The sequence below is a fragment of the Georgenia halophila genome, from assembly GCF_039541595.1.
The window spans coordinates 69,102-92,940 of record NZ_BAABGN010000011.1; the positions used below are offsets into that span (position 1 = coordinate 69,102).

Below are 23,839 nucleotides of genomic sequence, written 5' to 3' on the forward strand. Positions count from 1 at the left end.
CCGCGATCGCGCTTCCCGATCGCGATCATCTGAATTCATCGTTGGACACGATACCTCTGTTGCCTCCACAGTGGCACGCATGCGCCGGGCGTTCCCAGAACGACAGGATCACGACGGTCCGGCTGTGTCGGCTGGAGCGGGTGGCGCCGGCAGGCTGACCGCGCTGCTGGCGGTGACGTTCCTGGCCTTCGTCAACTACGCCGCGATGCTGCCCGTCGTCCCGATGTGGGCGTCCGTCGCCGGTGCGGCCAGCCTGTCGGTCGGCATGACGACCGGGTCAATGATGGCCGCCACCGTCCTGACGCAGCTCACCGCGCCCTGGTTGTTCCGGCTCTTGCGTCTGCGGCCGATGATGATCCTCGGAGCCGTGCTGCTCGCGGTCCCGACACCGGCCTACCTCCTCTCGGGGGACATGTCCTGGATCCTGACGATCACCGTGGTCCGGGGTGTGGGCTTCGCCCTGGTGGTGATGGCCGGCGCCACCTTGGTCGCGGACCTGGCCGGACCGGGCCGGCTGTCCTCATCGGCCTCGCTCTACGGGGCAGCCGCCGCACTGCCGAACCTCGGCGCGCTGGCCGGCGGGGTGTGGGTCGCCCAGACCTGGGGGTTCCCCGTCGTCTTCTGGGTCGCAGGCGTGGCCGCCCTGCTGGCGGCAGCCTGTGCGAGAGCGCTGCCGGGCACTGCCCGCGGCGCCTTCGCTCTCGCCGCGCTCGCCGACCTGCGCCGCGTCGTGGCACCCGTTGGGCTGTTCCTGCTGACCGCCGCGGCGTTCGGGGCCGCCACCACGTTCCTGCCCCTCGCGGGCCCCGGCGCCGCTGAGGCGTCAGTGGCGTTGCTCGTTGCCTCGGTCGCGCTGCTGCTGGGCAGGCTCGGCTCGGGTGTCGTCGGCGACCGCGTCCGCGCTGGCCGCATGCTGGTCCCCACCGTGCTGCTCGCGGCGGCCGGCCTGGCGACCCTTGCCGCGGCTCTGCGGCTCAGCCCGGCCCTGCTGCCGGTGGGTGCCGCCATGCTCGGTGCGGGTTTCGGTGCCTGCCAGAACGACTCCTTCGTCACCACCGTCCAGCGACTCGGCCCCACCCGGACAGCACCGGCCAGCACCGTGTGGAACGCCGCCTACGACGGCGGGCTCGGGCTCGGTGCCGTCGTGCTCGGCTGGGTGATCGGCGGCGCCGGTTACGGCTCGGCATTCCTCGTGATGGCTCTGTCGATCACGGGGCTGGCCCTGACGATCCGGCTAGCGGGGAGCCGCCGGAGCCAGAGGTAGGCCCTTGAGCCACTCAGGAAGCGGGCCGGCTCCCGCCGGTGCCGTGGCGCAGTCCGTCGACGAGGAGCGCGACCATGCGCCGACTGTGCGCGGCTCCCTCGCCGCTCATCGGCATGCAGAGCTTGGAGACGGCATACAGGAGGTCCTTGGCGCTGATGTCGTCGCAGATCTCGCCGTTCGCTCGTGCCGCGTCGAGCAGCGATCCCAGGGCGGGCCCGAGTCGTTGCATGAAGTAGTCCGGGAGGGCCGCGAACGCGGGGTCGCCGGAGTGCAGGGCTGACGCGAGTCCCTGTTTGGTCGCGAGAAACTCGGTATACCGGTGGAGCCACTTCTCGAGCGCCACTCCGGATTCGTTCGCCGCGGCCAGTTCCGGGGCTGCGTCGGCGCAGGCGTCGACCTCGCGTTGGAACACGGCCTTGACGAGGTCCGAGCGCTGGGGGAAGTGCCGGTACAGGGTCCCCACGCCGACACCGGCCAGGTCGGCGATCTGCTTCGCGGGGGCGTCCACTCCTGAGGTGGCGAACGTGGTTGTGGCTGCTTCGAGGAGTGAGTCGATGTTGCGCCGGGCGTCGGCGCGCAGCCGTCTCGGCGCGCGCTCGGCGCCGTCCGGAACTGCCGAGCCGGTCGCTTCGGTACCGGTGCTCGCTGTGTTGTCAGTCACGTCCAGGGCCTTCCTTGCTATCCGGAACGCCCTTCCGTATAGTTCTGGAAGAGCGTTCCGCTTCACTTCAGCGTACGCCATCGAAGGAGCGCTCACCACACCTCGGCCACAAACCTCAGGAGAAGTGATGCAGTACCGCACCCTCGGCCGGACCGGCTTCAAGGTCAGCCCGTACGCCCTCGGCGCCATGATGTTCGGTGCCATCGGCAATCCCGACCACGACGACTCGATCCGCATCATCCACAAGGCGCTGGACGCGGGGATCAACTTCATCGACACCGCCGACGCGTACTCCCACGGTGAGTCGGAGCAGATCGTCGGGAAGGCCCTCAAGGGCCGCCGTGGCGACGTCGTGCTCGCCACCAAGGCAGGGCTCCCGATGAGCGAGGACCCGAACCACAAGGGTGCCTCCGGGCGGTGGCTGGTCCGGGCGTTGGAGGACTCGCTGCGCCGGCTGGACACCGACCACGTCGACCTTTTCCAGATCCATCGACCTGACCCGGAGACCGACATCGAGGAGACGCTCTCGGCGCTGACCGACCTGGTGCGTGCCGGCAAGGTTCGAGCCATCGGGACGTCCTCCATGCCCGCCTCGGACGTGGTCCAGGCGCAGTGGGTCTCCGAGCGGCGCGGGCTGGCCCGGTTCCGAACCGAGCAGCCGCCGTACTCCATCCTCGACCGCGGCGCCGAACGTGAGGTCCTGCCCGTCGCCCAGCAGTACGGCATGGGCACCCTGGTCTACAGCCCGCTGGCAGGCGGCATGCTCACCGGCCGCTACCGCACGGGAAAGCGGACCGACACCCACCGGTCCCAGTACGGGTTCAAGCACCTGGCCGACGAACGGCGACTCGACGCCGTCGAGCAGCTCATCCCCGTCGCCCAGGACGCCGGGATCCCGCTGACCCATCTCGCCATGGCCTTCGCCATCGCCCACCCAGGCGTCACCTCCGCGCTCATCGGACCGCGGACGATGGACCACCTCGACAGCACGCTCGCCGGCCTGGACGTCACCCTCAGCGACGAGACGCTCGATCGCATCGACCAGATCGTCCCGCCCGGCACCGAGATCGGACGGCTCGACATGGCCTACAACCCGCCCGCCATCGAGCAGGCCGGCCTCCGCCGTCGGCCCGCCGAGTGGCGTTCGGCCGCCTGAGCCGCGGGCGCCCTCCCATCGCCTTCGGTACCGAGGGGCACACCCGGCCAAGCCGGCACGGTTCACCATGCATGAACCGTGGGTCGGCACGCCTCGAGCGGTCCTAGAGTGGCGGCATGGTGGCGATTCCGGACGTGATGAAGGCGGTGCAGCTCATCGGCCACGGCGGGCTGGACCAGCTCGTCTATCGCGATGACGTACCCACGCCACGGGCGTCGGCGGGCGAAGTGCTGATCGACGTGCACGCGTGCGGCATGAACAACACGGACGTGTGGGTCCGCGAGGGAGCCTACGGGACCGAGACCGCCCCGGAGTCGATCTCCACGTGGCGACGCGGTCGGTCCACACTGACCTTCCCCCGCATCCAGGGCGCCGACACGGTCGGCCGCATCGTCGACGTCGGCGCGGGCGTGCCGGACGAGCGGGTCGGCCAACGCGTGATGGTGGACTTCAGCATCTACAACCGTCCCGAGGGCGACGAGAGCCTGGCTGACATCGACTACATCGGGCACGGCCGCGACGGCGGATACGCCGAGTACGTGGCCGTGCCGGCCGAGAACGCCTACGAGATCACCGCCGACATCACCGACGCCGAGCTGGCCACCTTCTGCTGCGCGTACCTGACGGCGGAACAGATGCTGGACCGCGCCCAGCTCGTCGGGGGGGAGCGGATCCTGGTGACCGGGGCCTCCGGCGGGGTGGGGTCGGCGATCGTCCAGCTGGCGCGCGTACGCGGCGCCATCCCGTACGCCGTCTCCAGCCCGGGCAAGGAAGCGGCACTGCGGGAGATCGGCGCCGAGGACGTCGTCCTGCGGGACACGCCCGAGCTGGTCGCCGATGTCGAACGGGTGGTCGACGGGCCGGTCGACGTGGTCGCCGATCTCGTGGCCGGCCCGATGTTCAACGATCTGCTCCGTATCCTCCGGCCGGAGGGTCGCTACACGACGGCGGGCGCCATCGCTGGACCGGTGGTCGAGCTGGACCTGCGCACCATGTACCTCAAGCACCTGGAGCTGCACGGATCCTCCCAGGGAACGCGGACCGCCTTCCGCCGCCTGGTTCGCTACATCGAGAACGGCGACATCCGGCCGTTGCTCGACAAGACCTTCCCACTCTCCGACTTCCACGAGGCTCAAAGGACGTTCATGGCGAAGACCTACATCGGGAAGCTTGTCGTCGTCCCCGACCGGCACTGGGACAGCGTGGGAGCCCTTCATGCCGCATCGTGAACGCACCCTGGAGCTGATCGACACCCAGTCCGGCGGCGACGTGAGCCGCATCGTCACCTCCGGCGTCGAACCGCTGCCGGGGACGACGGTTCTCGAGAAGGCCCGCTACCTGCAGCGCGACGGGGACGGCCTGCGGCGGCTGCTGCTCTCCGAGCCGTACGGCGACCCGGCGATGTCTGTCGATCTGATCGTCGAGCCGTCCCATCCCGAGGCGCAGGCGGGCTACATCATCATGGAAGCGATGGGCTACCCGCTGTACTCGGGCTCGAACACGATCTGCACCGCCACGGCTCTGCTGCAGAGCGGGACGATCCCCATGCAGGAGGGGCTGCAGAGCGTCGTTCTCGAGTCGCCCGCTGGTCTGGCTCGGATCACCGCACGCGTGATCGGCGGCCGGGTCCGGTCGATCACCACGCAGGGCGAACCCGCGTACGTGTCCGACGAAGGGCTGACCGTGGAGGTGCCGCACTACGGCCAGGTGCGGTTCGACCTGGTCTGGAGCGGCGCGTACTACGCCATGATCGACGCGTCTCGTCACGGCTTCGGCATCGGACCCGAGGACCAGATCGCGCTGACGGCCTTGGGCGACGCATTCGTCCGCGCCGCCCAGACCGGGCTCCGGCAGGAGCATCCGGAACTGGGTGACGTCGGCCCGCTCTCGTTCGTCCACTTCGCGGGGCCGATCCGCGACGTCGGCGAGGGGCGGTTGGAGTCGCCCTCGGCGACCTACGTCCATCCCGGCGTGCTCTGCCGCAGCCCCACCGGGACCGGCACCTCGGCACGTCTCGCGCTGATGGCCCGGCGTGGCCAGATCCGCGAGGGAGAGTCGCTGGAAACGGTCTCACCACGGGGGAGCCGCTTCGTCGGGACCGTGATGGGCCAAGCGAAGGTGGGCGACTACACGGCGCTGCACTCGACCATCACCGGCGGCGCCAAGATGATGGCGCACTCGCGGATCACGGTCGACCTGGACGACCCGCTGGTGGACGCCTCGGACCTGGAGCACGTGCTGTCGGCCCTCCCCGCTCTCTGACGGCAGGTCCTGGTCGTCGTCACCGCTCTGCCAAGATGGCGGCAATGCCTAGCACCGCACCGTGACGACAGGGAGCACCAGCGCGTGAACAAGCAAGCGATCATCGTCCGAGGCGGCTGGGAGGGGCACCAGCCCGAGGCCGCCACCGACCTCTTCCTGCCATTCCTCGCCGACAGCGGGTTCGACTACGAGATCTTCGACTCGCCGGCTGTCTACGCCGACGCCGACCGGATGGCGACGACCGACCTGATCGTCCAGTGCGTGACCATGTCGACCATCGAGAAGGACCAGGTCCTCGGCCTGCGCGCGGCGATCGAGGCGGGCACCGGCTTCGCCGGTTGGCACGGCGGCATCGCGGACTCCTTCCGCGCCAGCGACGACTACCTCCACCTGATGGGGGCCCAGTTCGCCACCCACCCGGGCAAGCACCCCCACGAGCGGGTCGGCGAGCAGTCCGACAACTACCTCCCCCACCGCATCGACATCCTCCCGGAGGCGGCCGACCACCCGATCACGCGCGGCATCGAGAGCTTCGACCTCGACACCGAGCAGTACTGGGTACTGACCGACGACCTCCTCGACGTCCTCGCGACGACGACCCTGCCCAGCCGCGAGTTCGACCCCTGGCACGGCCGGGCCACCTGCCCTGCGGTCTGGACGCGCCGGTGGGGCCGCGGGCGCATCTTCGTCAGCACACCCGGTCACCGCGTCGAGGTCCTCGAGCACCCCAGCGTCCGCACCATCATCGAGAGGGGCATGCTGTGGGCCAGCCGCTGAACGTCGGCCTCGTCGGCGCCGGGCACATCAGCGGCCAGTACCTGGAGACGTTGGACCGCCTGGACGACCTCCGGCTGGTCGCGGTCGCCGACCTCGACCTCGACCGTGCGCGGGCGGTCGCCGAGCCACGTGACGCCGCCGGGACGAGCGTCGACGAGCTCCTCGCCCGCGATGACGTCGACGCCATCATCAACCTCACGGTGCCGACCGCACACGCCGACATCTCGCTCGCGGCGATCGCCGCCGGCAAGGGCGTCTACGTCGAGAAGCCGCTGGCCGCCACGACGACGGAAGGCCGGGGCATGCTCGACGCCGCGTCGGCCGCGGGGGCGGTGCTCGGCGCCGCCCCGGACACCGTGCTCGGCACCGGCATCCAGACCGCGCGGGCCGCCGTCGACTCCGGGCTCGTCGGGACTCCGGTGAGTGCGACGGCGACGATGGTGACGCCGGGCCACGAGCGGTGGCATCCTTCTCCCGACTTCTACTACCAACCGGGTGGCGGCCCGCTGCTCGACATGGGCCCGTACTACGTCACCTCGCTCGTCACGCTCCTCGGTCCGGTCGTCAGCGTGATCGGCGCGGCGAGCGCCCTGCGCGACGAGCGCGTGATCGGGAAGGGACCGCGGTCCGGCGAACGCATCACCGTCTCGACGCCGAGCCACGTCACCGGTGCCCTCGTGCATGCCTCGGGGGCGATCTCGACGCTTCTGATGAGCTTCGACGCGACCGCGACGCGGGCGGCCAACATCGAGGTGCACGGCACGGAGGGCACCCTCGGCGTGCCCGATCCGAACCGTTTCGCCGGACCCGTCTGGCTGACCACGGCACCGAACTCGCCGTGGCGGGAGCTGCCGCCCTCCGCGGGCTACCGCGGTGCGGCCCGCGGCTACGGGCTGGCCGACCTGCACTGGTCGGGGGCGTTCGCCTCCGATCCGTCGGCCGGGAGGGCACAGGGCAAGCTCGCCTTCCACGTGCTCGAGACCATGGAGGCGGTGCTCGAGTCAGCGCGCGAAGGCTGCGCGGTCCAGGTCGTCAGCACCGTCGAACGACCTTCCGCGGTCCCGCTCGACGAACGCTGACCGAGGGCATCGAGGTCGCCGTGCCGGTGTTCCCGCTGAGCGGGACCGGCGCGACCAAGCAGGGATGATCAGGCCGGACGGTCCGGCTGCTCGACGGCGACCCTGCGTCGGGGGACCTCACGCGCACGTCTCGCACTCGATGACCTTGCGCGCGACCGGGGTCTCGCGCAGGACCGGCGTGGTCTCGCGCAGGACCGGCGTGCCGACCGCCTGCCGGCCCGCACCCGCTCGCTGCCAGACCTCACGAGCGGCGCGAAGGAGCCCGTTCTCGGGACGTGCCGGGCGGATCCGGCCCGTGCCGTTGCAGGCCGAGCAGATCTCGGCGGCCACCTTGTAGTTGAGGACGCCGATGGACGAGCCGATCACGTCACCGTGGCGCGGGACTCCCAGCCCGTCACAGATCGGGCACTGCGCCGAAGGTGGTCGTCGCATGGTTCTACCTTTCGTCTGGCCCGGCCAGCCCGGCATGCCGAGCGCGTGAGGACGACGTGCCGGACGTCGTCGGCGAACGAGCGGGCTGAGCGCGACAGAGACAAGCTCGCCGTCGTCGTTCACCGGAGGACCGGCGCAAGCGGGCGGCGTCGCAGCGAGTGGGGAACGGTCCGTGGGGGCGCTCTCTCTGCGGCCCCGTGAACCCCGCGGCCCTGAGCCGCGGACAACAAGTTTACGAAGACTCCCGCGGATGTGGGAGGGACTGGCACTACCACCCTGCGGAGCCCGGCTCCGGATCACCGCCGACCAGGACTCGCCGAAGGCGACTGCCGCATTCCCCGAGCAGATCGGCGAGGTGTGGAGGTAGATTCCCTACATGTCGGCTACCTGGTACCACGTGAGCGCACCTCGCGGTGCCGAGGAGGCCGGTTGACGCATCGCTGGCCCACCGTTGTCCACGCAGCTCTCCGGCTGCATCACGACCCGCACCGCCGCCCAGAGACGACCGACGCCGGGGTGGACCGCGACCAGATCACGAACACTTTCATGACCCCCGCCGGCGCACCGGCCGTCGGGGAGACCACCGAGGAGACCCAACCACGCCCCTGAGCGACCAGAAAGAGGTGCCGGCTATGGACACGACCGCGTTCGAGCAGCGTGAATCCACCGTACGCGGCTACTGCCGTGCCTATCCGACCGTATTCGCGTCCGCGTCCAACGCCCGGCAGGTCGCCGAGGACGGTACGTCCTACATCGACTTCTTCGCCGGCGCCGGAGTGCTGAACTTCGGGCACAACAACCCGTTGATGAAGGACGCGATGATCGCCTTCCTCGAACGCGACGGCGTGGCCCACAGCCTCGACACCTATACGACGACGAAGCGCGACTTCGTCGAGAAGTTCCGGGACGTGATCCTCGAGCCGCGGGGCATGGACCACCGCATGCAGTTCATGGGTCCGACGGGCACCAACGCGGTAGAGGCTGCGCTGAAGCTGGCGCGGCTGGCCACCGGCCGAAGGGAGATCGTGGCCTTCAGCCACGGGTTCCACGGGATGACCCTGGGATCGTTGGCCGCAACTGCCAACCATGCCTTCCGGCAGTGGGCCGGCGTGCCGTTGGCCGACGTCGTCCGGCTACCGTTCGAGACGGCGCCGGGCGGCGATACCGCTGTGGCCGACTACGGGGCGGCCCTGCGGGACGCGTCCAGCGGCCTCACGCCGCCCGCCGCGTTCCTGGTCGAGCCGTTGCAGGCCGAAGGCGGCGTCAACGTCGCCACCGCCGAGTGGCTGCGCCAGGTCCAGGACCTGGCCCACGAGGTCGGAGCGCTGTTCATCATCGACGACATCCAGGCGGCCTGCGGCCGCACTGGCAGCTACTTCTCCTTCGACGGCATGGGCCTCGACCCCGACATCGTCACCCTCGCCAAGGGGCTCGGCGGGTTCGGCACCCCGATCGCGATGAACCTGAACAAGCCGTGGGTCGACGACCACTGGTCGCCCGGTGCACACACCGGCACCTTCCGCGGCCAGGGACTCTCCTTCGTCGCCGGCGCTGTCGCCCTCGACTACTTCACCGACGACGTGCTGATGAACGAGGTGAAGACCAAGGGCGAGGTGATGCGGAACCGTCTGCAACGCATCGCCGACGCCCATCCGGGGCAGCGCTGGGAGGTCCGTGGCCGCGGCATGATGCAGGGGCTGGACACCGGCGACGGCGCCTTCGCCAAGCGAGTCCAGGCAGCGGCCTTCGACGCCGGGCTCCTGATCGGCCCGTGCGGAACAGGTGGGCAGGTGATCAAGCTGATCCCACCGCTGACCATCCCCGACGACGACCTCGAACTCGGCCTGGACCGTCTCGACAAGGCCATCGCGACAGCAATGGAGGGGGACTGATGCTTGCTCGTGTCGACATGACCTTCCCGCCCGAGGAGTACGAGCGGCGTCTCCACGACCTGCGGGAGCGGATGGCCCGGCGACGGTTGGACGCCGTGGTCATCACCGACCCCGAGAACCTGATGTACCTGACCGACTACCAGACCACCGGGTACTCGTTCTTCCAGGCGCTGGTCGTTCCGCTCGACGGCGAGCCGGTGATGATCACCCGTGCGATGGAGGAGTCGAACGTCATCCAGCGCACCTGGGTCGACCACACCCGGCCCTATCCCGACACCGGCGACGCCATCCAGGAGCTCGTGCTGGCGCTGAACCAGTTCGGGCTGGGCGACAAGCGGATCGGTTACGAACGCAACAGCTACTACTTCCCCGCCTACCTGCAGGACCGCATCCACACGTCCTTCCAGCAAGGCGTGCTGATGGACTGCTTCGGGATCGTCGAGGCCGGCCGTGCGCGCAAGTCCGACGTCGAGATCGAGGTGATGCGCAAGGCGGCCAAGGCGAACGAGATCGGCATGGCCGCCGGCCTCGAGGCCTGCGTCCCGGGGGCGACCGAGAACGAGGTGGCCGCGGCCATCTCGGCCGCCATGTTCCGCGCCGGTGGAGAGTTCCCGGCGGTGATGCCCTACGTCGCGTCCGGGCCACGGTCGATGATCGGGCATGCCACCTGGGAGGGCCGAGTCATCGAGCCCGAGGACCACGTGTTCCTCGAGGTCGGCGGCTGCTACCGCCGCTACCACACCGCGATGATGCGCACCGCGGTCATCGGCGAGCTGTCCGAGTCGATGTTCTACGCCCAGGAGCGGATGAAGTTCGCCCTCTCAGAGCTCAAGGCCCTCATGGGTCCGGGCATGACCGTCTCCGACGCCGACTCGATCGTGCGCCGCATCATCTCGGACAACCAGGTCGGCGCCCGGCTGGTCACCCGGTCGGGGTACTCGATGGGCATCGCCTTCCCACCGTCCTGGGACGAGGGATACATCTTGTCGCTGAACCCGGGCGACTTCTCCGTCCTCGAACCCGGCATGGTCTTCCACATCATCCCGTGGATGTGGGGAGTGGACGGCGACAAGACCGTGGGGATCTCCGACACGATCCGGATCACGGAGGACGGCTGCGAGTCGTTCTTCACCCTGGACGAGGACTTCGTCGTCCACCCCGGTGGAGCAACGCTGACGTCGGTGACCGACGTCGATTCCCACGCCGACGCCTACACCGACGCCTACACCGACGCGGCGGAGCCGTCGGACGACGACGATGACGACGCGCCCGCCGAAGCCATCGAGCTGCGCTGAGTCCTCGAGCTGCGCTGACAGAAAGGCCGAATGATGAGCGTCCTCACAGCTACTGACCCCGCCCGCGGCACCGTCGTCCAGGAGGTGCCCGCGGCGACGCCGCAGGAGATCACCGCCACCATCGACCGCGCCCAGTCCGCCTTCGACAGCTGGCGCACCACCTCCTTCGAGGAACGCGCAGAGGTGTTGCGGGCGGTGGCCGGGCACATGCGCGACCACGTGGACGAGCTCGCCCTGCTCATGACCGAAGAGATGGGCAAACCCATCACCGAGGCGCGTGGTGAGGTCAACAAGGCAGCGTGGGCGGCCGAGCACTACGCCGAGCACGCGCAGGCGTACCTGGCCGACGAGGTCATCGCCTCGGACGCCACCTCCAGCTATGTGCAGTACCTGCCGCTCGGGCCGATCCTCGGGGTGCTGCCGTGGAACGCCCCCTTCTGGCTGGCGTTCCGGTTCTGCGCTCCGACGCTGATGGCCGGTAACACCTGTGTCATGAAGCACGACCCGCACGTGCCCGGCTGCGCCAAGGCGATCGCCGACGTCTTCGACGCCGTCGGCGCCCCTGCGGGGATCTTCCAGACCCTGTTCGCCCAGACGCCCGACGTCGAGCAGGCAATCCGGGACCCGCGGATCCGGGCCGTGTCCTTCACCGGGTCGGAACGCGGTGGGTCGGCCGTGGCCTCTATCGCGGCCAGCGAGATCAAGCCCGCGGTCCTCGAGCTCGGCGGCTCGGACCCCTGCATCGTGCTGGCCGACGCCGATCTGGTCGAGGCGGCCGACATCGTCACGCTCTCACGGATCGTCAACGCCGGTCAATCGTGCATCGCGGCCAAGCGGATCATCGTCGAGCGGTCGGTCCACGACGAGTTCGTCGGCCTGCTGGCCGAGCGGCTGGGCCGGCTGGTCGTCGGAGACCCGCGGGAGGAGAGCACCCAGGTGGGGCCCATCGCCCGGGCCGATCTGCGGGAGAACCTGCACCGTCAGGTCACCGAGACGGTGGCGGCCGGCGCCACCTGCGTCCTCGGCGGCGAGCTGCCCGACGGCGACGGCTGGTTCTACCCGGTGACGCTCCTGACCGGCGTCACCCCCGGCATGGCGGCCTGCCGTGAGGAGACGTTCGGACCCGTCGCCGTGGTGATGGCTGCCGACGACGCCGAGCAGGCGCTGGCGCTGGCGAACGACACGCCGTACGGCCTGGCGGCCGCCGTGTGGACCAGCGCCGAGCGGGGGGAGGCCATGGCCAGGGACATCGCCGCCGGACAGGTGGCGGTGAACGGGATCGTCAAGACCGACCCCCGGCTCCCCAGCGGCGGCATCAAGCGCTCCGGGTACGGGCGCGAGCTGGGCGCGCACGGTATCCGCGAGTTCGTGAACGCCCAGCAGGTCTGGGTCGGTCCGAAGCAAGCCTGACCCGCCGGCGCCTCGGTGCCGCCGACAGCGGCACCGCGGGCCCGCCCGCGGCTCAGACGGTCCGCGAAGCCTCGAGCGCCGCAACAAGGGAGCGGGCGTCGTGCGGTCCTCGGTGCCTGATGCCGTTGAGGAAGAACGTGGGCGTACCCCGCGCACCGCTCGCCCGGGCGCTCCGGACGTCCTCCAGGACGCGCTCGCGGACGGCCCCGTCGGTCACGTCGGCGTCGAAGCGGCCCATGTCGAGCCCGAGCTGCTCCGCGTAACCACGCAGATCCTCCGGATCGAGCCGCGCCTGATGGCTGAAGAGCAGATCGTGCATGTCCCAGAACCGGCCCTGCCGCGCGGCCGCCTCGGCGGCGATCGCGGCGTCGAAAGCCTGCGGGTGCACGTCCTCGAGCGGCAGGTGCCGCACGACGTAGCGGATACGGTCGCCGAAGTGGTCCCGCATGTCTACCCACATCCCGGTGGCGCGGGCGCAGAACGGACACTGGAAGTCCAGGTACTCGACCACGGTGAACGGGGCGTCGTCGGCGCCGTGCACGTGGTCGCGCGTGCTGTCGACGGGTGGCCGGAGCGTCACCGGCAGGTCCGCGCTCGTCTCGCCCCAGCGCACTCGCGCGAGCGTGAACGCCAGCCACCCGATCAGCGCGGCCACGACGATGGCGACGAGCACACCGACCGTCGCCGCCTGGGCCTGCGCCGGGTCGGTGAAGGCGAGGCCGATGATCAGCAGCGAGACGGTGAAACCGACGCCGGACAGCGCCGCGCCGCCGGCGACGCTCCCCGGGCCCACGCCGTCGGGCAGGCGCCCCAACCGCAATCGCACCGCCGCCCACGTGCCGATGGAGATGCCGACGAGCTTGCCGAGCACGAGGCCGCCGGCGACGCCCCACATGATCACGGAGCCGAACGCCTCGCCGAGCGCGCCCCCGCGCAGGTCGATCCCGGCGTTCGCGAGCACGAAGATCGGCACGACGACGAGCGACACCGGGCCGCGCAGCACCACGTACAGCCGCTCGTTCACCGAGATGGAGCGGGCCAGGCCGAGACGCACGTTTCGTGCCTGCCCCGCGTCGGGCGACTGCCAGTAGTCCCGGAAGAGGTGCTTGGCGCGCAGCACGTCCGCGCGCTCGGTCGCGCGGGAGGGGACCAGCAGCCCGGCCGCCATCCCGGCGAGCGAGGGGTGCACCCCGCCGAGCAGCGTCGCCGCCCACAGCACCACGATGACGGTGACATAGGGGCCGCTGCGCCACTCCCGGGTGCGCCCGAGAAGCCACAGCACCACCAGGCAGGTGAGCGCGACGGCCAGCGGCGCGAGGGCGACGTCCTCGGAGTAGACGACGCCGATGATCGCCACGGCGAGGAAGTCGTCGACGACCGACAGCGTGAGCAGGAAGACCCGCAGCTGACTCGACAGCGCCGGCCCGACGATCGCGAGCACTCCCAGCAGGAACGCCGTGTCCGTACCGACGACGACGCCCCATCCCTCCGGCGCCGACCGCCCCGCGACCGCCAGGTAGACGAGGGCTGGGAGCACGACGCCGGCGGTGCCGGCGACGAGCGGGACCAGCCGGCTGCGCCGCTGACGCAGCGACCCGACGGCGAGCTCCTGGCGCACCTCGAGCCCGACGAGCACGAAGAAGGCCACCATCAGGCCGTCGTTGACCCAGTGGTGCAGGTCCATGTCGAAGCGCAGGTCAGCGATCTCGACGTTGATCGGCGTCTCCCACAGGCGGGTGTACGCGCCGGACAGCGGCGAGTTGGCCCACACGAGCGCCAGGACCGCCACGCCGACGAGCAGCAGGGCGTTGCCCGACTCGGTGCGCAGGCGGTCGAGGAACGCCCTGCCCCGAGCTGGCGCGCGGTCGCCGTCCATGGTGCGAGGTTATGCCCTCCCAGCCCACGTTCAGATTGTTATCAAAACGTGACAATTCGTCGGTGTGTTGGGTAGCGTCCGTCGCGCTCCCCACCCTCCGGGGAGTCCGCGGGCGTTCGCCGGACCCTGCCGTCGCCCGTGGTAAGCGATTGGCTGGTGGCAGGGACGGGGCAGCCGACCTCGTAGGCGGCAGGAGAGGCTTGCTTGTGAAGGTCACGAGAAACAGCCCAGGGCGGCATCGCGCACCGGGTCGCCCCGCGACGGCGTTCTCACCGTCCGGTGACTCCCTGCCCGGCAAGGTGGTGCGCCGCAGCGTGCTGGCCGCCGCCACCTCGGGCCTGGCGATCACCATGGCCGCGACGTCGGCCTCGGCGATGGACACGTCCTCCACACCCGAGGACGAGACCACGGTCAGCACGCAGACGGCGGGCACGACCACCCACACGGTCGAGTCCGGCGACACCGTCGCCGAGCTGGCACAGAGCCACGGGAGCACGGTCGAGGGCATCATCGAGGCCAACGGCATCGGTGCGGATGCGCTCATCTACGTCGGCCAGGTCCTGGAGATCCCGGGCGGCGACTCCGGCACGTCGGCCTCCGCAGACACATCTGCCTCGGCCGACGTGCAGACGGTCAGCGTCGACTCCTCGAGCAGCGGCGTCGTCGGCATCGCGATGCAGTACATCGGCACCCCGTACCAGTACGGCGGCGAGGCGCCGGGCGGCTTCGACTGCTCCGGCTTCACGCAGTACGTGTTCGAGCAGGTGGGCGTCGAGCTGCCGCGCACCACCGACGGGCAGCGCTACGCCGGCACCGAGGTGTCGGAGGCCGAGGCGCGGCCCGGCGACCTGGTCTGGTGGCCGGGTCACGTGGGCATCTACGCGGGTGACGGCGAGTACATCGCCGCCCACAGCCCCGGCAACCCGCTCTCGGTCCGCGAGGTCTACATGGACAACCCCACGTACATCCGCGTGGCCTGAGCGACTCGGTGGTGGCCCGCGCCGGTGCCGCGTGCGGGCCACCACCGTCTCGTCCGGATCCTTGCGGTGCGATGGTGGACCGATGTTCCCAGTGCCGCACGGCAGCCGTGACGCCGAGTCGGTGACGACCCGTCGGCTGCTCGCCTGCGGCGTCGTGGCGGGGCCCCTCTTCCTTGCCGCCCTGCTCGGACAGGCCCTGTGGCGGCCCGGCTTCGAGCTCGGCGTGCACGCCATCTCGCTGCTCAGCCGCGGCGACCACGGTTGGACCCAGATCGCGACGTTCGTGACGACCGGCCTGCTCGTCGCCGCGGCCGGCGTCGGGGTGCGCGCGACCCTGGCGGGCGGGACCGGCACCGCAGCGGGCTGGTTGATCACGACCATGGGGGTCGGACTGGTGGTGACGGGCGTGTTCGTCGTCGACCCCGGCATCGGGTTCCCGCCCGGTGGGCCGCCGCCCGCCTCCACGTTGTCCTGGCGGGGCGCCCTGCACGACGTCGGCACGGCGCTGGCCCTGAACGGCGGCGTCGCGGCGGCGCTGCTGCTGGGATGGCGCGCCGCGAGAGCGGGAGCTCGGGCCGGCGCGGCCGGCTGCCTGCTCTCGGGCGTCGCCGTCGCCACGCTGGCCTGGTGGAGCGGCCCGGGTGTCCCGCTGCGGGTCACGGTCGCGGCGTCCGTGCTGACGGTCTGGCTGACGGCGGTCTCGGTGGTTCTTCGTCGGCAGCAGCGACACGGTGGAGAGCGCTGAGTCCGGCCGCCACGACGGGGTGGCCGGCGCTGCCGCGCCGTACGCAGGCGATCAGCCGGCGGGACGGGACCGGCTCACCGTGCAGCGGGACCCGCACGACCCGGTGCGTCGACGGGACCGGCACCATCCTCGGGAGCAGGCAGACGCCGAGGCCCTCGCCGACCAGGGCAGAGACGGCGTACCACTCCTTGACCTCATGGGTGACGCGTGGCGTGAACCCCGCGGCGGCGCAGGCGACGGTCAGCAGCGCATACGTGTCGTTGTTGTGCTTCTTGACGATCCATGGCTCGCCGGCGGCTGCGGCAAGCTCCGCGTAACCTTCCTCGGCGAGCCGGTGACCCCGCGGGACGAGCAGGTCGAGGGGGTCATCGAGCAGGGGCTGCTGCTCGAACCTCGGATCGACGGTCGACGGCGCGTCGGGGGTGGGGAGCACCATGGCGATGTCGGCCTCGTCGGTGAGCAGGAGCTGGTAGCAGTCAGCGCTCTCCTCCTCGGTGATGCGGGTCTGCAGCCGGGGGTGGGTGCGCTGCAGCCGGGTCACGGCAGGCGCGGCGAGCGCGGCGACGGCGGACGAGACGCCACACAGCCGAAGCGTCCCGCCGAGGCCGGCGGCGTGCGCGGCGAGATCTGCCTTCGCACGCTCCCACTGGGTCCGCAGGACCTCACCGTGCTCGAGCAGGACGTGCGCGGCGGGCGTCAGACGAACGTGCCTGCCCTCGTGCCGGAGCAGCGTGACACCGACCTCGCGGCCCAGCTGGGCGATCTGCTGCGAGACGGCTGACGGCGTGAGGTGCAGGGCCGTGGCCGCCGCCGTCACCGTGCCGTGCTCTGCCAGCGCTCGCAGAGCCGACAGTCTCCGGAGGTCCGCCTCAACCATGTAGGAATAGTAGACGAATCGTTCGAGAATCTTTCGCTGGACGTTGACGGTGTGGCCATCGAGGCTGGTCTCATGGCCTCGATACCGGCTCCCGTCCTGGTGCTCGGCAGCGTGCTGAGCATCCAGTTCGGCCAGGCCCTCGGGAAGACGCTGTTCGCGTCGGTCGGGCCCGAGGGCGCCGTCGCCCTCCGGCTGGGCCTGGCGGCTGTCATCCTCTGCGCCGTCCATCGGCCGGCGTTGCCACGGACCGGCCGGGGTCTCACCGTGGTGCTCGGCTTCGGGACCGCCATCGCGGGGATGAACCTCATCTACCCGGCGCTGACCTACCTGCCGCTGGGTCTGGCGGCGTCCCTGCAGCTTCTTGGTCCGATCACCTTGGCGTTGGCGACATCCCGGCGTCGGCTCGACGTCGTGCTCGCGGCGACGGCCGGCGTCGGGGTGTGGCTGTTCCATGGGGCGCAGGGTGAGAGCTTCTCCCTCCCCGGCGTCCTGCTCGCCCTGGCCTCCGGCGTGTCCATGGCGGCGTACCTCCTGCTCAGCAGGCGAGCGGGAGCCGCCCACGCGGGCACCGCCCCGCTGGCGCTCGCGGTCGCATGGGCCGCCGTGCTGACGGTGCCGTGGGGCGTCGTCGTCAATGGTGCCGCGCTGCTCGAGCCTGCCGTGCTCGGAACCGGCGCGGTCGTCGCCGTCCTGTCCGCGGTGCTGCCCTACTCGCTGGAGCTCGTGGCGCTACGTCGCCTGCCGCCCCGGACCGTGGGCGTGATGCAGAGCCTCGAACCGGCCATGGCGGGAGTGGCGGGGACGGTCGTCCTGGCCGAGCACCTGCGTGCCGTCCAGTGGCTCGGGCTCGGCTGTGTCAGCCTGGCGAGCGCGGGCACGGTCGCGCTGGGACGCGGTCGTGGCCGTCGCTCCGAGGATGTCGCCGCAGCGAGTGCGGGCACCGGGGCCCGTACCTACGCTCGGGGACAACCACCATCCGATGGAGGGAGCTCCCGTGAGCGAGACCCGAGGCGCAGGCACGGATGTCGTCGACATCCTCACCGCTGACCACCAGGACATGATCAAGCTGCTCGGCCAGATCGAGGGTGCGGCGGCTGCCGACCAGCGCCGAGAGCTGGCGGACACGGTGATCGCCGAGGTGATGCGGCACGCCGTCGCCGAGGAGATGTTCGTCTACCCCGCGGTGGAGAAGCACGTGCCGAACGGGGCCCAGGAGGTCGAGCACGACAAGCAGGAGCACGAGGAGATCGTCCAGCTGATGAAGCAGATCGAGGACCTCGATGCCTCGGGCTCGGCGTTCATGGAACGCGTGCGGGAGCTGGAGTCGCAGCTGCGCCACCACGCGCACGACGAGGAGTCCGAGCAGTTCCCGCAGCTTCGGGCGCACATCCCCGCCGAGGATCTCGTCGAGCTGGGCGAGAAGGTGGAGAAGGCCAAGGAGGCGGCACCGACCCGGCCGCACCCGAACGCGCCGCACTCCGAGCTGTTCCACAAGAGCGTCGGACCGGGCGTGGGAATGGTCGACCGGTTGCGGGACAAGCTCGAGGGGCGGCAGACCGGCTGACCGCCGACCTGACGTCGAGCCGCAGAGCCGTCACCGGGCGGCGCGCCCGGGAGGGCGCCGCCCGCCCGAGCGATGCGGTACGCCTCGTGCTCGGCCGGCGGGTCGGCGTGGATCACGCGCGATGTCGCGAACGTGCATGCGCGGGCGGCGATTTCGGTGGCTAGCAGGGTGGGCGCTGCACCGCCGTGGAAAGCGGCGGTTCCGGGCGCGGGCGGAATGGCTCAGGTTGCCGTGAAGCTTGACCGCTTGGTGCGGGTGAGCACGAGCGTACGACCCGCGCCGGCTCGTCACTGCGGCGCAGCATTACCCGTACTGTCGTTAGCCTGGAGGTGGCCGTACCGGGTGGCGATCTTGACAGCCTGGTCACGGGAGGTGACGTTGAGCTTGCGGTAGATTCGTTGGGTCTGATTGCGCACGGTGTGGACCGAGACGAACAGTCGCGCCGCGATCTCGGCAGCGGTCATTCCGGTTGCGAGCAGTTCGAGAATCGTGCCTTCGCGTCGAGTCAGCGGCAGCGCGGCGCTCTGGCCAGTGTTGTCGAAGGGCGCCATGAACAGCGCGTTGTCGAGCGAGCTCAGGGCCGCGGCGATCGCAGCATCTCGCTCCGCGGCGCTCTGCAGGCTTTCCCGGTCGGCGGCGGCCAGACTGTAGGCGATCTGTGTCGGCGTGCCGGCCTGCGTGACAGCATGCCGGATCGTCCTGGCCGCCTCGTCCGTCTCGCCCGTGCGGTCGAGTGCTGCGGCGAGTGTCAACCGCAGCTCGATACGCCCGCGCCGCGGAGCATCGTCCAACCAGGTGGAGTGCACCAGCTGCCGAACGGCGACACCCGCTGCGCCACTGGCGAGGTGCACTCTCGCTCTCAGATGGGCGTGCAGATAGGAGTCGCCGACCGGGGGCAACGCGGCCCTCGCCCGTGGGACGTCGCCGATGCTCAGTGCCAGCTCACCTTCGGCATGGCCGAGCAGAGTCGTGTGCAAGGGGGTTGTGCTTTCTGACCTACTCTGTGCGGCACGATCCATCCGCCGAAGGAGCCGGCGCTGGTCGCCGCGGACCAGGGCAGCTCTGGCCTGGAGGTAGAAGCTGAGGTCTCGGTGTGATCGTGAGGTGAACGGGATCGCCCCGAGCTCGGCGAGAGTCTCGTCGAACTTCAGCCAGTCGAGGTGATCCAACGCAAGCAGTGCACTGGCGATGAGTGAGCTCGCCACCGGCTCGAGGTGTGCTTGCGTCTCCGCTACCGATGGGCTGCGTGCGAGCCAAAGATGTGCGGTTGCATGCTCACCGTCGAGTGCATGAACCAGGGCGCGCTCACCGGGGGAGAACTCCTGGTCTCGCGACGCGCGGCGGGGAGCGTGGTCACTCGTTGTCGTTGCCACCAGTCCCCCCATTGAGACCGGCGTCGCCCGCTCAGGACGAGAGGACGGAGACGGCGCCGTGCCACAACTTGTTGAACCCAAATGAGAATCTCGCAGCCCTGGTTCTTCGCCAGGTCCGCACTGCGGGAACGAGACTACGGCCGACTCGCAGCCGTTCCTATCGGCCGCTCGACCGGGATAGTCAACTGACTATATCGGACGCGCTCGTGCATCAAGTGATTGACCGATTCTATCGATGGTCCTATCGGAAATGTAGCGATCACCGATACCAAGGACCGGGAGCGTCGAGGTGCCTGCGACCAGCAGCCCGAACCGCCATCCCTCCAGCCCCTCTCTGGTGAATCTCGATACTCGGAAAAACATCGATGAAGGAGCAGCTCTTGAAGACTGTCTGGGGCCTGCGTGGACGGCCAAGACGAGGGGCAGCGGGTGTGGGTCCCGTTGACGCGGCATTGTGGGACAGAGGTCGAGCGGGCTTCCGCGCCCTGGCGATCATGATGCCGTTCGCTCTGGTCCTCGGATTCTTCACGCTCGGGGGCGTGGCTTCTCCTGCCCGTGCCGAGACCAACACCGCGCCGTCGTACGGCGCGGCGATCAGCACGGCCAACTCGAACACCTTCTACGCCTACGTGGACGAGGGTGAGACGCTGGACCTGAGCTTCGTCCTTCGCCATGGCGCCGCCGACGGTCAGCAGCGGGGCGTCGAGTACACGGTGACGGACCCCTCCGGTGCGGTGCTGTGGACCTGCGCTCAGCCCGCTGACGCGCAGCCGGGAGACACGTGTGAGACGACCGGCCTGACAGGTGCGCCGGGTGCGTGGAAGATCGAGGTTGTCGCGGAGACCGGTGACGGGCTCACCGCCTACGAGTGGTCGATCGACGTCCGTGACGGCGGCGGCACGGCCGTGCCCGGACGCGTCTGGGCCAACCAGTACGTCACCCACCAGGAGAACGACGCGGCGGTCGCCGACCTGCGTTACTGGCTGGTCAACGACAGCGGCTACATCTACGACACGCGCCTGAACGACTACAACGGCATCGGCTCGGTCATCGCCGCCGACGCGGTGGGCAATGTGGCCACCGCGGGTGGCTGTGACGCCCTGTATCGGTCGGTCCAGAGCTCGGACGCCGTCGCGTCCGGCGAGTGTGGGACGTACCGGATCTTCTTCGACGAGCCCAGCGCCGACCTGCCCGCCAGCGCCCCGTCGGTCGACGGCACACTCACTGTGCTGCCTCCCATCCTCACCGAGGACGACCTGGCGGTCGACGATCTTGCCTTCACGCCGGACGCCGCGCGCTCGGCGGCTGGGACGTTCTCCCACTCGATCTCGCCCCGGTTCGTCGGCTCCTACTGGCTGGAGATCGACACCGACGGGGACGGCGCCTACGTCGGGCCGGCCGACCGGCGGATCCAGCTCGCAGCCGACGGCTCGGGCAGCTACGACTACGCGTTCGACGGCGAGGACGGGCAGGGCAACGCCATCGCCCAGTGCACCACGCTGAATGCGCGCGTGTTCTACGACCGAGTCGGGGAGATCCACGTCCTCAACCAGGACGTGGAGGGCCGCGCCGGTGGCATCTCGATGACCCGGCTGAACGGTGGAGGTGCCCCCGACTCCACGGTCTACTGGGACGACACCCAGCTGCAGCCGGGACCGGAGAACACGACGAACCCGACCCCGGTTGTCGACGGTACGGCCGGTGTCGATAGCTCGGCCGGTGTCCATGGCTGGGACTTCTCGTACACCTCCTGGGGCAACGCCCGCACCATCGATGATTGGGCGTATGACCCGGTCGAGCTCGCTACCGGTGAAATAGCCATCAGTGGCGGATGCTTGACGGTCGAAAAGACCTCGGACGCCGGAGAGAACAGCCAGGCCGGCGATGTGGTGACCTACACGGTCGACGTGACGAACGTCGGTGACAGCGCCTACACGGCGGACGAGCCGGCCACACTGACCGACGACCTGTCCGACGTGCTCGACGACGCGTCCTACAACGACGACGCGGCTGTCACGTTCTCCGGCGGGTCGGCCTCCGACGCACCGACGGTCGCGGATGGCACGCTGACTTGGTCGGGTCCGCTCGAGCCCGGTGAGACCGCCACCATCACCTACTCGGTCACCCTCGAGCGTGGCGGTGACCGAACGGTCACCAATCAGGCCTGCATCCCCGAGGAACAGGCGCAGGACCCCGCGAGCGTCTGCGTGTCCACCACGACGGAGCTGCCGGCACTCGAGGTCACGAAGACCGCGGACACGACCGAGCTGCCTGGGGTCGGCGAGACGGTCACCTACACGGTGACTGGGACCAACATCGGCCCGGGCGACTACACCGCGGACGACCCCGCGTACGTCTTCGACGACCTCACGGACGTGCGGGACGACGCGACTCTGGACGAGGCCAGCCTTGCGGCCGACGTGGGCGACGACCCGGCCTACAGCGAGCCGGTCATCAGCTGGAGCGGTCCCCTGACGGCCGGCGAATCGGTGACCATCACCTACGAGGTGACGTACACCGGGACGGGTGACTTCCGCCTCGTCAACGTGGCGTGGGAGCCGACGGATCCCGAGGACTCGGAGACACCGGAGTGCGACCCCGCCGACGAGAACGGGCTCGACCCCGTAACCGGTGAGTCGTGCGGGCGCGTGGAGATCCCCGCCGCGCTGCTCGACGTGGCGAAGAGCGTGAACCCGGAGAAGGGCACCGCCGTCACCACCGGTGAGCAGCTCACCTACACGATCACCTTCTCCAACTCCGGAGAGGCGTCGGCCCCGGTGGACGGCTGGGTCGACGACCTGACGCCCGTCCTGGACGACGCCCAGGTCGTGTCCCAGCCTGCATCGGCCGATCTCACGGTGTCGGAGATCGCGGACGGTCGGTTCACCGTGGACGGGAGCGTCCCAGCGGGCGAGTCGTACACGGTCACCTACGTCGTGGAGGTTCTGCCCGACGGTGAACGCGGCGACGACGTGCTCGCCAACTTCGTCTTCCCGGAGGACGAGGTGCCGGACGATCCGCCGGACCCGCAGGACTGCGCCGACGACGACCCGCTGTGCACCTACAACCCCGTACCCGAGATCGTCGACTCCAAGAGCGTGGACCCGGAGTCGGGCACGACCGTGCAGGCGGGCCAGGAGCTGACCTACACGTTGACGTTCAGCAACACCGGCGCAGGTGAGGGAGAGGTGGATCGGGTCGATGACCTGACGCATCTTCTGGACGACGCCGAGGTGATCAGTGTCCCGTCGGCCTCCGACGACGCACTGTCGGTCTCGGAGGTCGCCGATGGGCGGTACTCGATCACCGGGACACTGGAGCCGGGGCAGACGGAGACCGTCACATACACCGTCCAGGTCCTTCCCGCGGACGAGATCGGTGACCACCAGCTGGCGAACTTCCTGCTCGATCCCGAAGACGTCACCCCGGACGACCCGGGGCAGTGCGAGGAGGGCGACGAAGACTGCACCTACAACCCGGTGTCCCACGTCACCGTGGTGAAGTCGTCCGACCCGGCCTCCGGAACCGAGCTGGAGGACGGGCAGCAGGTCACGTACACCCTGACCTTCACCAACACTGGTGCAGCCACCGGCGACGTGGACCACACCGACCACATGGCAGGCGTCCTGGACGACGCCGCGATCGTCAGCGGTCCAGAGGCCTCGGACATGTCGTTCGCCATCATCGACGGTGGTGACGAATACACGATCCAGGGCTCTCTCGAGCCGAGTGCGACGGTAACCGTCTCCTACACCGTCGAGGTGCGCGAGTGGGACGAGCAGGGTGACCACCAGCTCGGCAACTTCGTCACGGTCAGTGGTGACGAGCCGCCCGAGACATGTGTCGACGGCAGTCCGCTGTGCACCGAGCATCCGGTCGACCCGCCGCCCAGCCCGAGCCCAGTTCCGGAAGGCCTTCCGGACACCGGTGCCCGGGCGGTGCTCCTTCCGCTGCTCGGCGGCCTCCTCCTGATCGGCACTGGAGGCACCCTGATGAGCCTCCGACGCCGTGGGCTCTCCGGCCAGGAGAGCTGATCGGCGTCAGGAAATGGCCCGCGCTACAGATTGACCCGCTGCCGACCGTGCCGTCCGGGTGAATGAGCTTGCCTGGGTCACGACGTCACCCAGGCAAGCTTGTGCCCCGGCCTGCGTCGCCTGCGAGCGAGGTGGAGAACCGTCTCCGGGCGGGCGACACGC

At 70.0% G+C, this 23,839-nt stretch carries 20 protein-coding genes; 15 read left to right on the forward strand and 5 right to left on the reverse strand.

What is annotated here, in order from left to right; genetic code table 11:
• Positions 1–124: 124 nt before the first annotated feature.
• Positions 125–1,264 carry an MFS transporter gene (locus ABD907_RS11915; protein WP_345216474.1) on the forward strand — a complete coding sequence of 380 codons (1,140 nt, stop codon included), beginning with the start codon at positions 125–127 and terminating at the stop codon, positions 1,262–1,264.
• A 13-nt stretch (positions 1,265–1,277) separates the two neighbouring features.
• Here the strand turns inward: ABD907_RS11915 and ABD907_RS11920 are convergent, their stop codons facing one another.
• A complete protein-coding gene (locus ABD907_RS11920; RefSeq protein ID WP_486334094.1) occupies positions 1,278–1,844 on the reverse strand; it encodes a TetR/AcrR family transcriptional regulator in 567 nt (188 codons plus the stop codon).
• A gap of 208 nt (positions 1,845–2,052) precedes the next feature.
• On the opposite strand from ABD907_RS11920, the gene ABD907_RS11925 reads away from it, so the two are divergent.
• The 5 genes from ABD907_RS11925 to ABD907_RS11945 all read left to right on the forward strand — a co-directional run bounded on the left by ABD907_RS11925 (position 2,053) and on the right by ABD907_RS11945 (position 7,199).
• Complete coding sequence (locus tag ABD907_RS11925; RefSeq protein WP_345216476.1) at positions 2,053–3,081, forward strand: aldo/keto reductase; 1,029 nt, start codon at positions 2,053–2,055, stop codon at positions 3,079–3,081.
• A 116-nt stretch (positions 3,082–3,197) separates the two neighbouring features.
• Positions 3,198–4,310 (forward strand): alcohol dehydrogenase family protein, encoded by a 1,113-nt coding sequence (locus ABD907_RS11930; RefSeq protein ID WP_345216477.1) that lies wholly within the window; start codon positions 3,198–3,200, stop codon positions 4,308–4,310.
• Positions 4,297–5,343 carry a proline racemase family protein gene (locus ABD907_RS11935; RefSeq protein ID WP_345216478.1) on the forward strand — a complete coding sequence of 349 codons (1,047 nt, stop codon included), beginning with the start codon at positions 4,297–4,299 and terminating at the stop codon, positions 5,341–5,343. The genes ABD907_RS11930 and ABD907_RS11935 overlap by 14 nt, the downstream gene beginning before the upstream one ends.
• 84 nt (positions 5,344–5,427) lie before the next feature.
• Positions 5,428–6,120 (forward strand): ThuA domain-containing protein, encoded by a 693-nt coding sequence (locus ABD907_RS11940; protein WP_345216479.1) that lies wholly within the window; start codon positions 5,428–5,430, stop codon positions 6,118–6,120.
• Positions 6,105–7,199 carry a Gfo/Idh/MocA family protein gene (locus ABD907_RS11945; RefSeq protein WP_345216480.1) on the forward strand — a complete coding sequence of 365 codons (1,095 nt, stop codon included), beginning with the start codon at positions 6,105–6,107 and terminating at the stop codon, positions 7,197–7,199. Before ABD907_RS11940 ends, ABD907_RS11945 begins: the two co-directional genes overlap by 16 nt.
• Positions 7,200–7,316: 117 nt before the next feature.
• Here ABD907_RS11945 and ABD907_RS11950 read toward each other — a convergent pair whose 3' ends face one another.
• Positions 7,317–7,631 carry a hypothetical protein gene (locus ABD907_RS11950; RefSeq protein ID WP_345216481.1) on the reverse strand — a complete coding sequence of 105 codons (315 nt, stop codon included), beginning with the start codon at positions 7,629–7,631 and terminating at the stop codon, positions 7,317–7,319.
• A gap of 429 nt (positions 7,632–8,060) precedes the next feature.
• Here ABD907_RS11950 and ABD907_RS11955 point away from each other — a divergent pair, with 429 nt between their 5' ends.
• Genes ABD907_RS11955 through ABD907_RS11970 form a run of 4 tightly spaced genes read left to right on the forward strand, consistent with a single transcriptional unit; the run spans position 8,061 to position 12,228 of the window.
• Positions 8,061–8,240 (forward strand): hypothetical protein, encoded by a 180-nt coding sequence (locus tag ABD907_RS11955; protein WP_345216482.1) that lies wholly within the window; start codon positions 8,061–8,063, stop codon positions 8,238–8,240.
• Positions 8,241–8,263: 23 nt separating this feature from the next.
• Positions 8,264–9,523: an aspartate aminotransferase family protein gene (locus tag ABD907_RS11960; RefSeq protein ID WP_345216483.1), complete on the forward strand. Its 1,260-nt coding sequence runs from the start codon at positions 8,264–8,266 to the stop codon at positions 9,521–9,523.
• Positions 9,523–10,818: an ectoine hydrolase gene (gene doeA / locus ABD907_RS11965; RefSeq protein ID WP_345216484.1), complete on the forward strand. Its 1,296-nt coding sequence runs from the start codon at positions 9,523–9,525 to the stop codon at positions 10,816–10,818. Before ABD907_RS11960 ends, doeA begins: the two co-directional genes overlap by 1 nt.
• Before the next feature lie 33 nt (positions 10,819–10,851).
• Positions 10,852–12,228, forward strand: coding sequence for an NAD-dependent succinate-semialdehyde dehydrogenase (locus ABD907_RS11970; RefSeq protein ID WP_345216485.1), 1,377 nt, complete (start codon positions 10,852–10,854; stop codon positions 12,226–12,228).
• A 52-nt stretch (positions 12,229–12,280) separates the two neighbouring features.
• Here the strand turns inward: ABD907_RS11970 and nhaA are convergent, their stop codons facing one another.
• The gene (nhaA, locus tag ABD907_RS11975) at positions 12,281–14,104 is read right to left on the reverse strand and encodes a Na+/H+ antiporter NhaA (RefSeq protein ID WP_345216486.1); all 1,824 of its coding nucleotides are present in this window, start codon (positions 14,102–14,104) and stop codon (positions 12,281–12,283) included.
• Positions 14,105–14,310: 206 nt separating this feature from the next.
• Here nhaA and ABD907_RS11980 point away from each other — a divergent pair, with 206 nt between their 5' ends.
• Complete coding sequence (locus ABD907_RS11980) at positions 14,311–15,084, forward strand: C40 family peptidase (RefSeq protein WP_345216487.1); 774 nt, start codon at positions 14,311–14,313, stop codon at positions 15,082–15,084.
• An 82-nt stretch (positions 15,085–15,166) separates the two neighbouring features.
• Positions 15,167–15,829: a DUF998 domain-containing protein gene (locus ABD907_RS11985; protein WP_345216488.1), complete on the forward strand. Its 663-nt coding sequence runs from the start codon at positions 15,167–15,169 to the stop codon at positions 15,827–15,829.
• On the opposite strand, the gene ABD907_RS11990 is transcribed toward ABD907_RS11985, so the two are convergent.
• Complete coding sequence (locus ABD907_RS11990) at positions 15,741–16,706, reverse strand: LysR family transcriptional regulator (RefSeq protein ID WP_345216489.1); 966 nt, start codon at positions 16,704–16,706, stop codon at positions 15,741–15,743. The genes ABD907_RS11985 and ABD907_RS11990 overlap by 89 nt on opposite strands.
• Positions 16,707–16,778: 72 nt before the next feature.
• On the opposite strand from ABD907_RS11990, the gene ABD907_RS11995 reads away from it, so the two are divergent.
• Both ABD907_RS11995 and ABD907_RS12000 read left to right on the forward strand, forming a co-directional pair.
• Positions 16,779–17,753 (forward strand): EamA family transporter, encoded by a 975-nt coding sequence (locus ABD907_RS11995; RefSeq protein ID WP_345216490.1) that lies wholly within the window; start codon positions 16,779–16,781, stop codon positions 17,751–17,753.
• On the forward strand, positions 17,701–18,270 hold the full coding sequence (locus ABD907_RS12000) for a hemerythrin domain-containing protein (protein ID WP_345216491.1): 570 nt from the start codon (positions 17,701–17,703) through the stop codon (positions 18,268–18,270). The genes ABD907_RS11995 and ABD907_RS12000 overlap by 53 nt, the downstream gene beginning before the upstream one ends.
• Positions 18,271–18,557: 287 nt before the next feature.
• Here ABD907_RS12000 and ABD907_RS12005 read toward each other — a convergent pair whose 3' ends face one another.
• Positions 18,558–19,439: a helix-turn-helix transcriptional regulator gene (locus ABD907_RS12005; RefSeq protein WP_345216492.1), complete on the reverse strand. Its 882-nt coding sequence runs from the start codon at positions 19,437–19,439 to the stop codon at positions 18,558–18,560.
• Between the two features lie 743 nt (positions 19,440–20,182).
• Between ABD907_RS12005 and ABD907_RS12010 the strand changes: the two genes are divergently transcribed.
• Positions 20,183–23,677, forward strand: coding sequence for a DUF7927 domain-containing protein (locus tag ABD907_RS12010; RefSeq protein WP_345216493.1), 3,495 nt, complete (start codon positions 20,183–20,185; stop codon positions 23,675–23,677).
• Positions 23,678–23,839 lie beyond the last annotated feature (162 nt).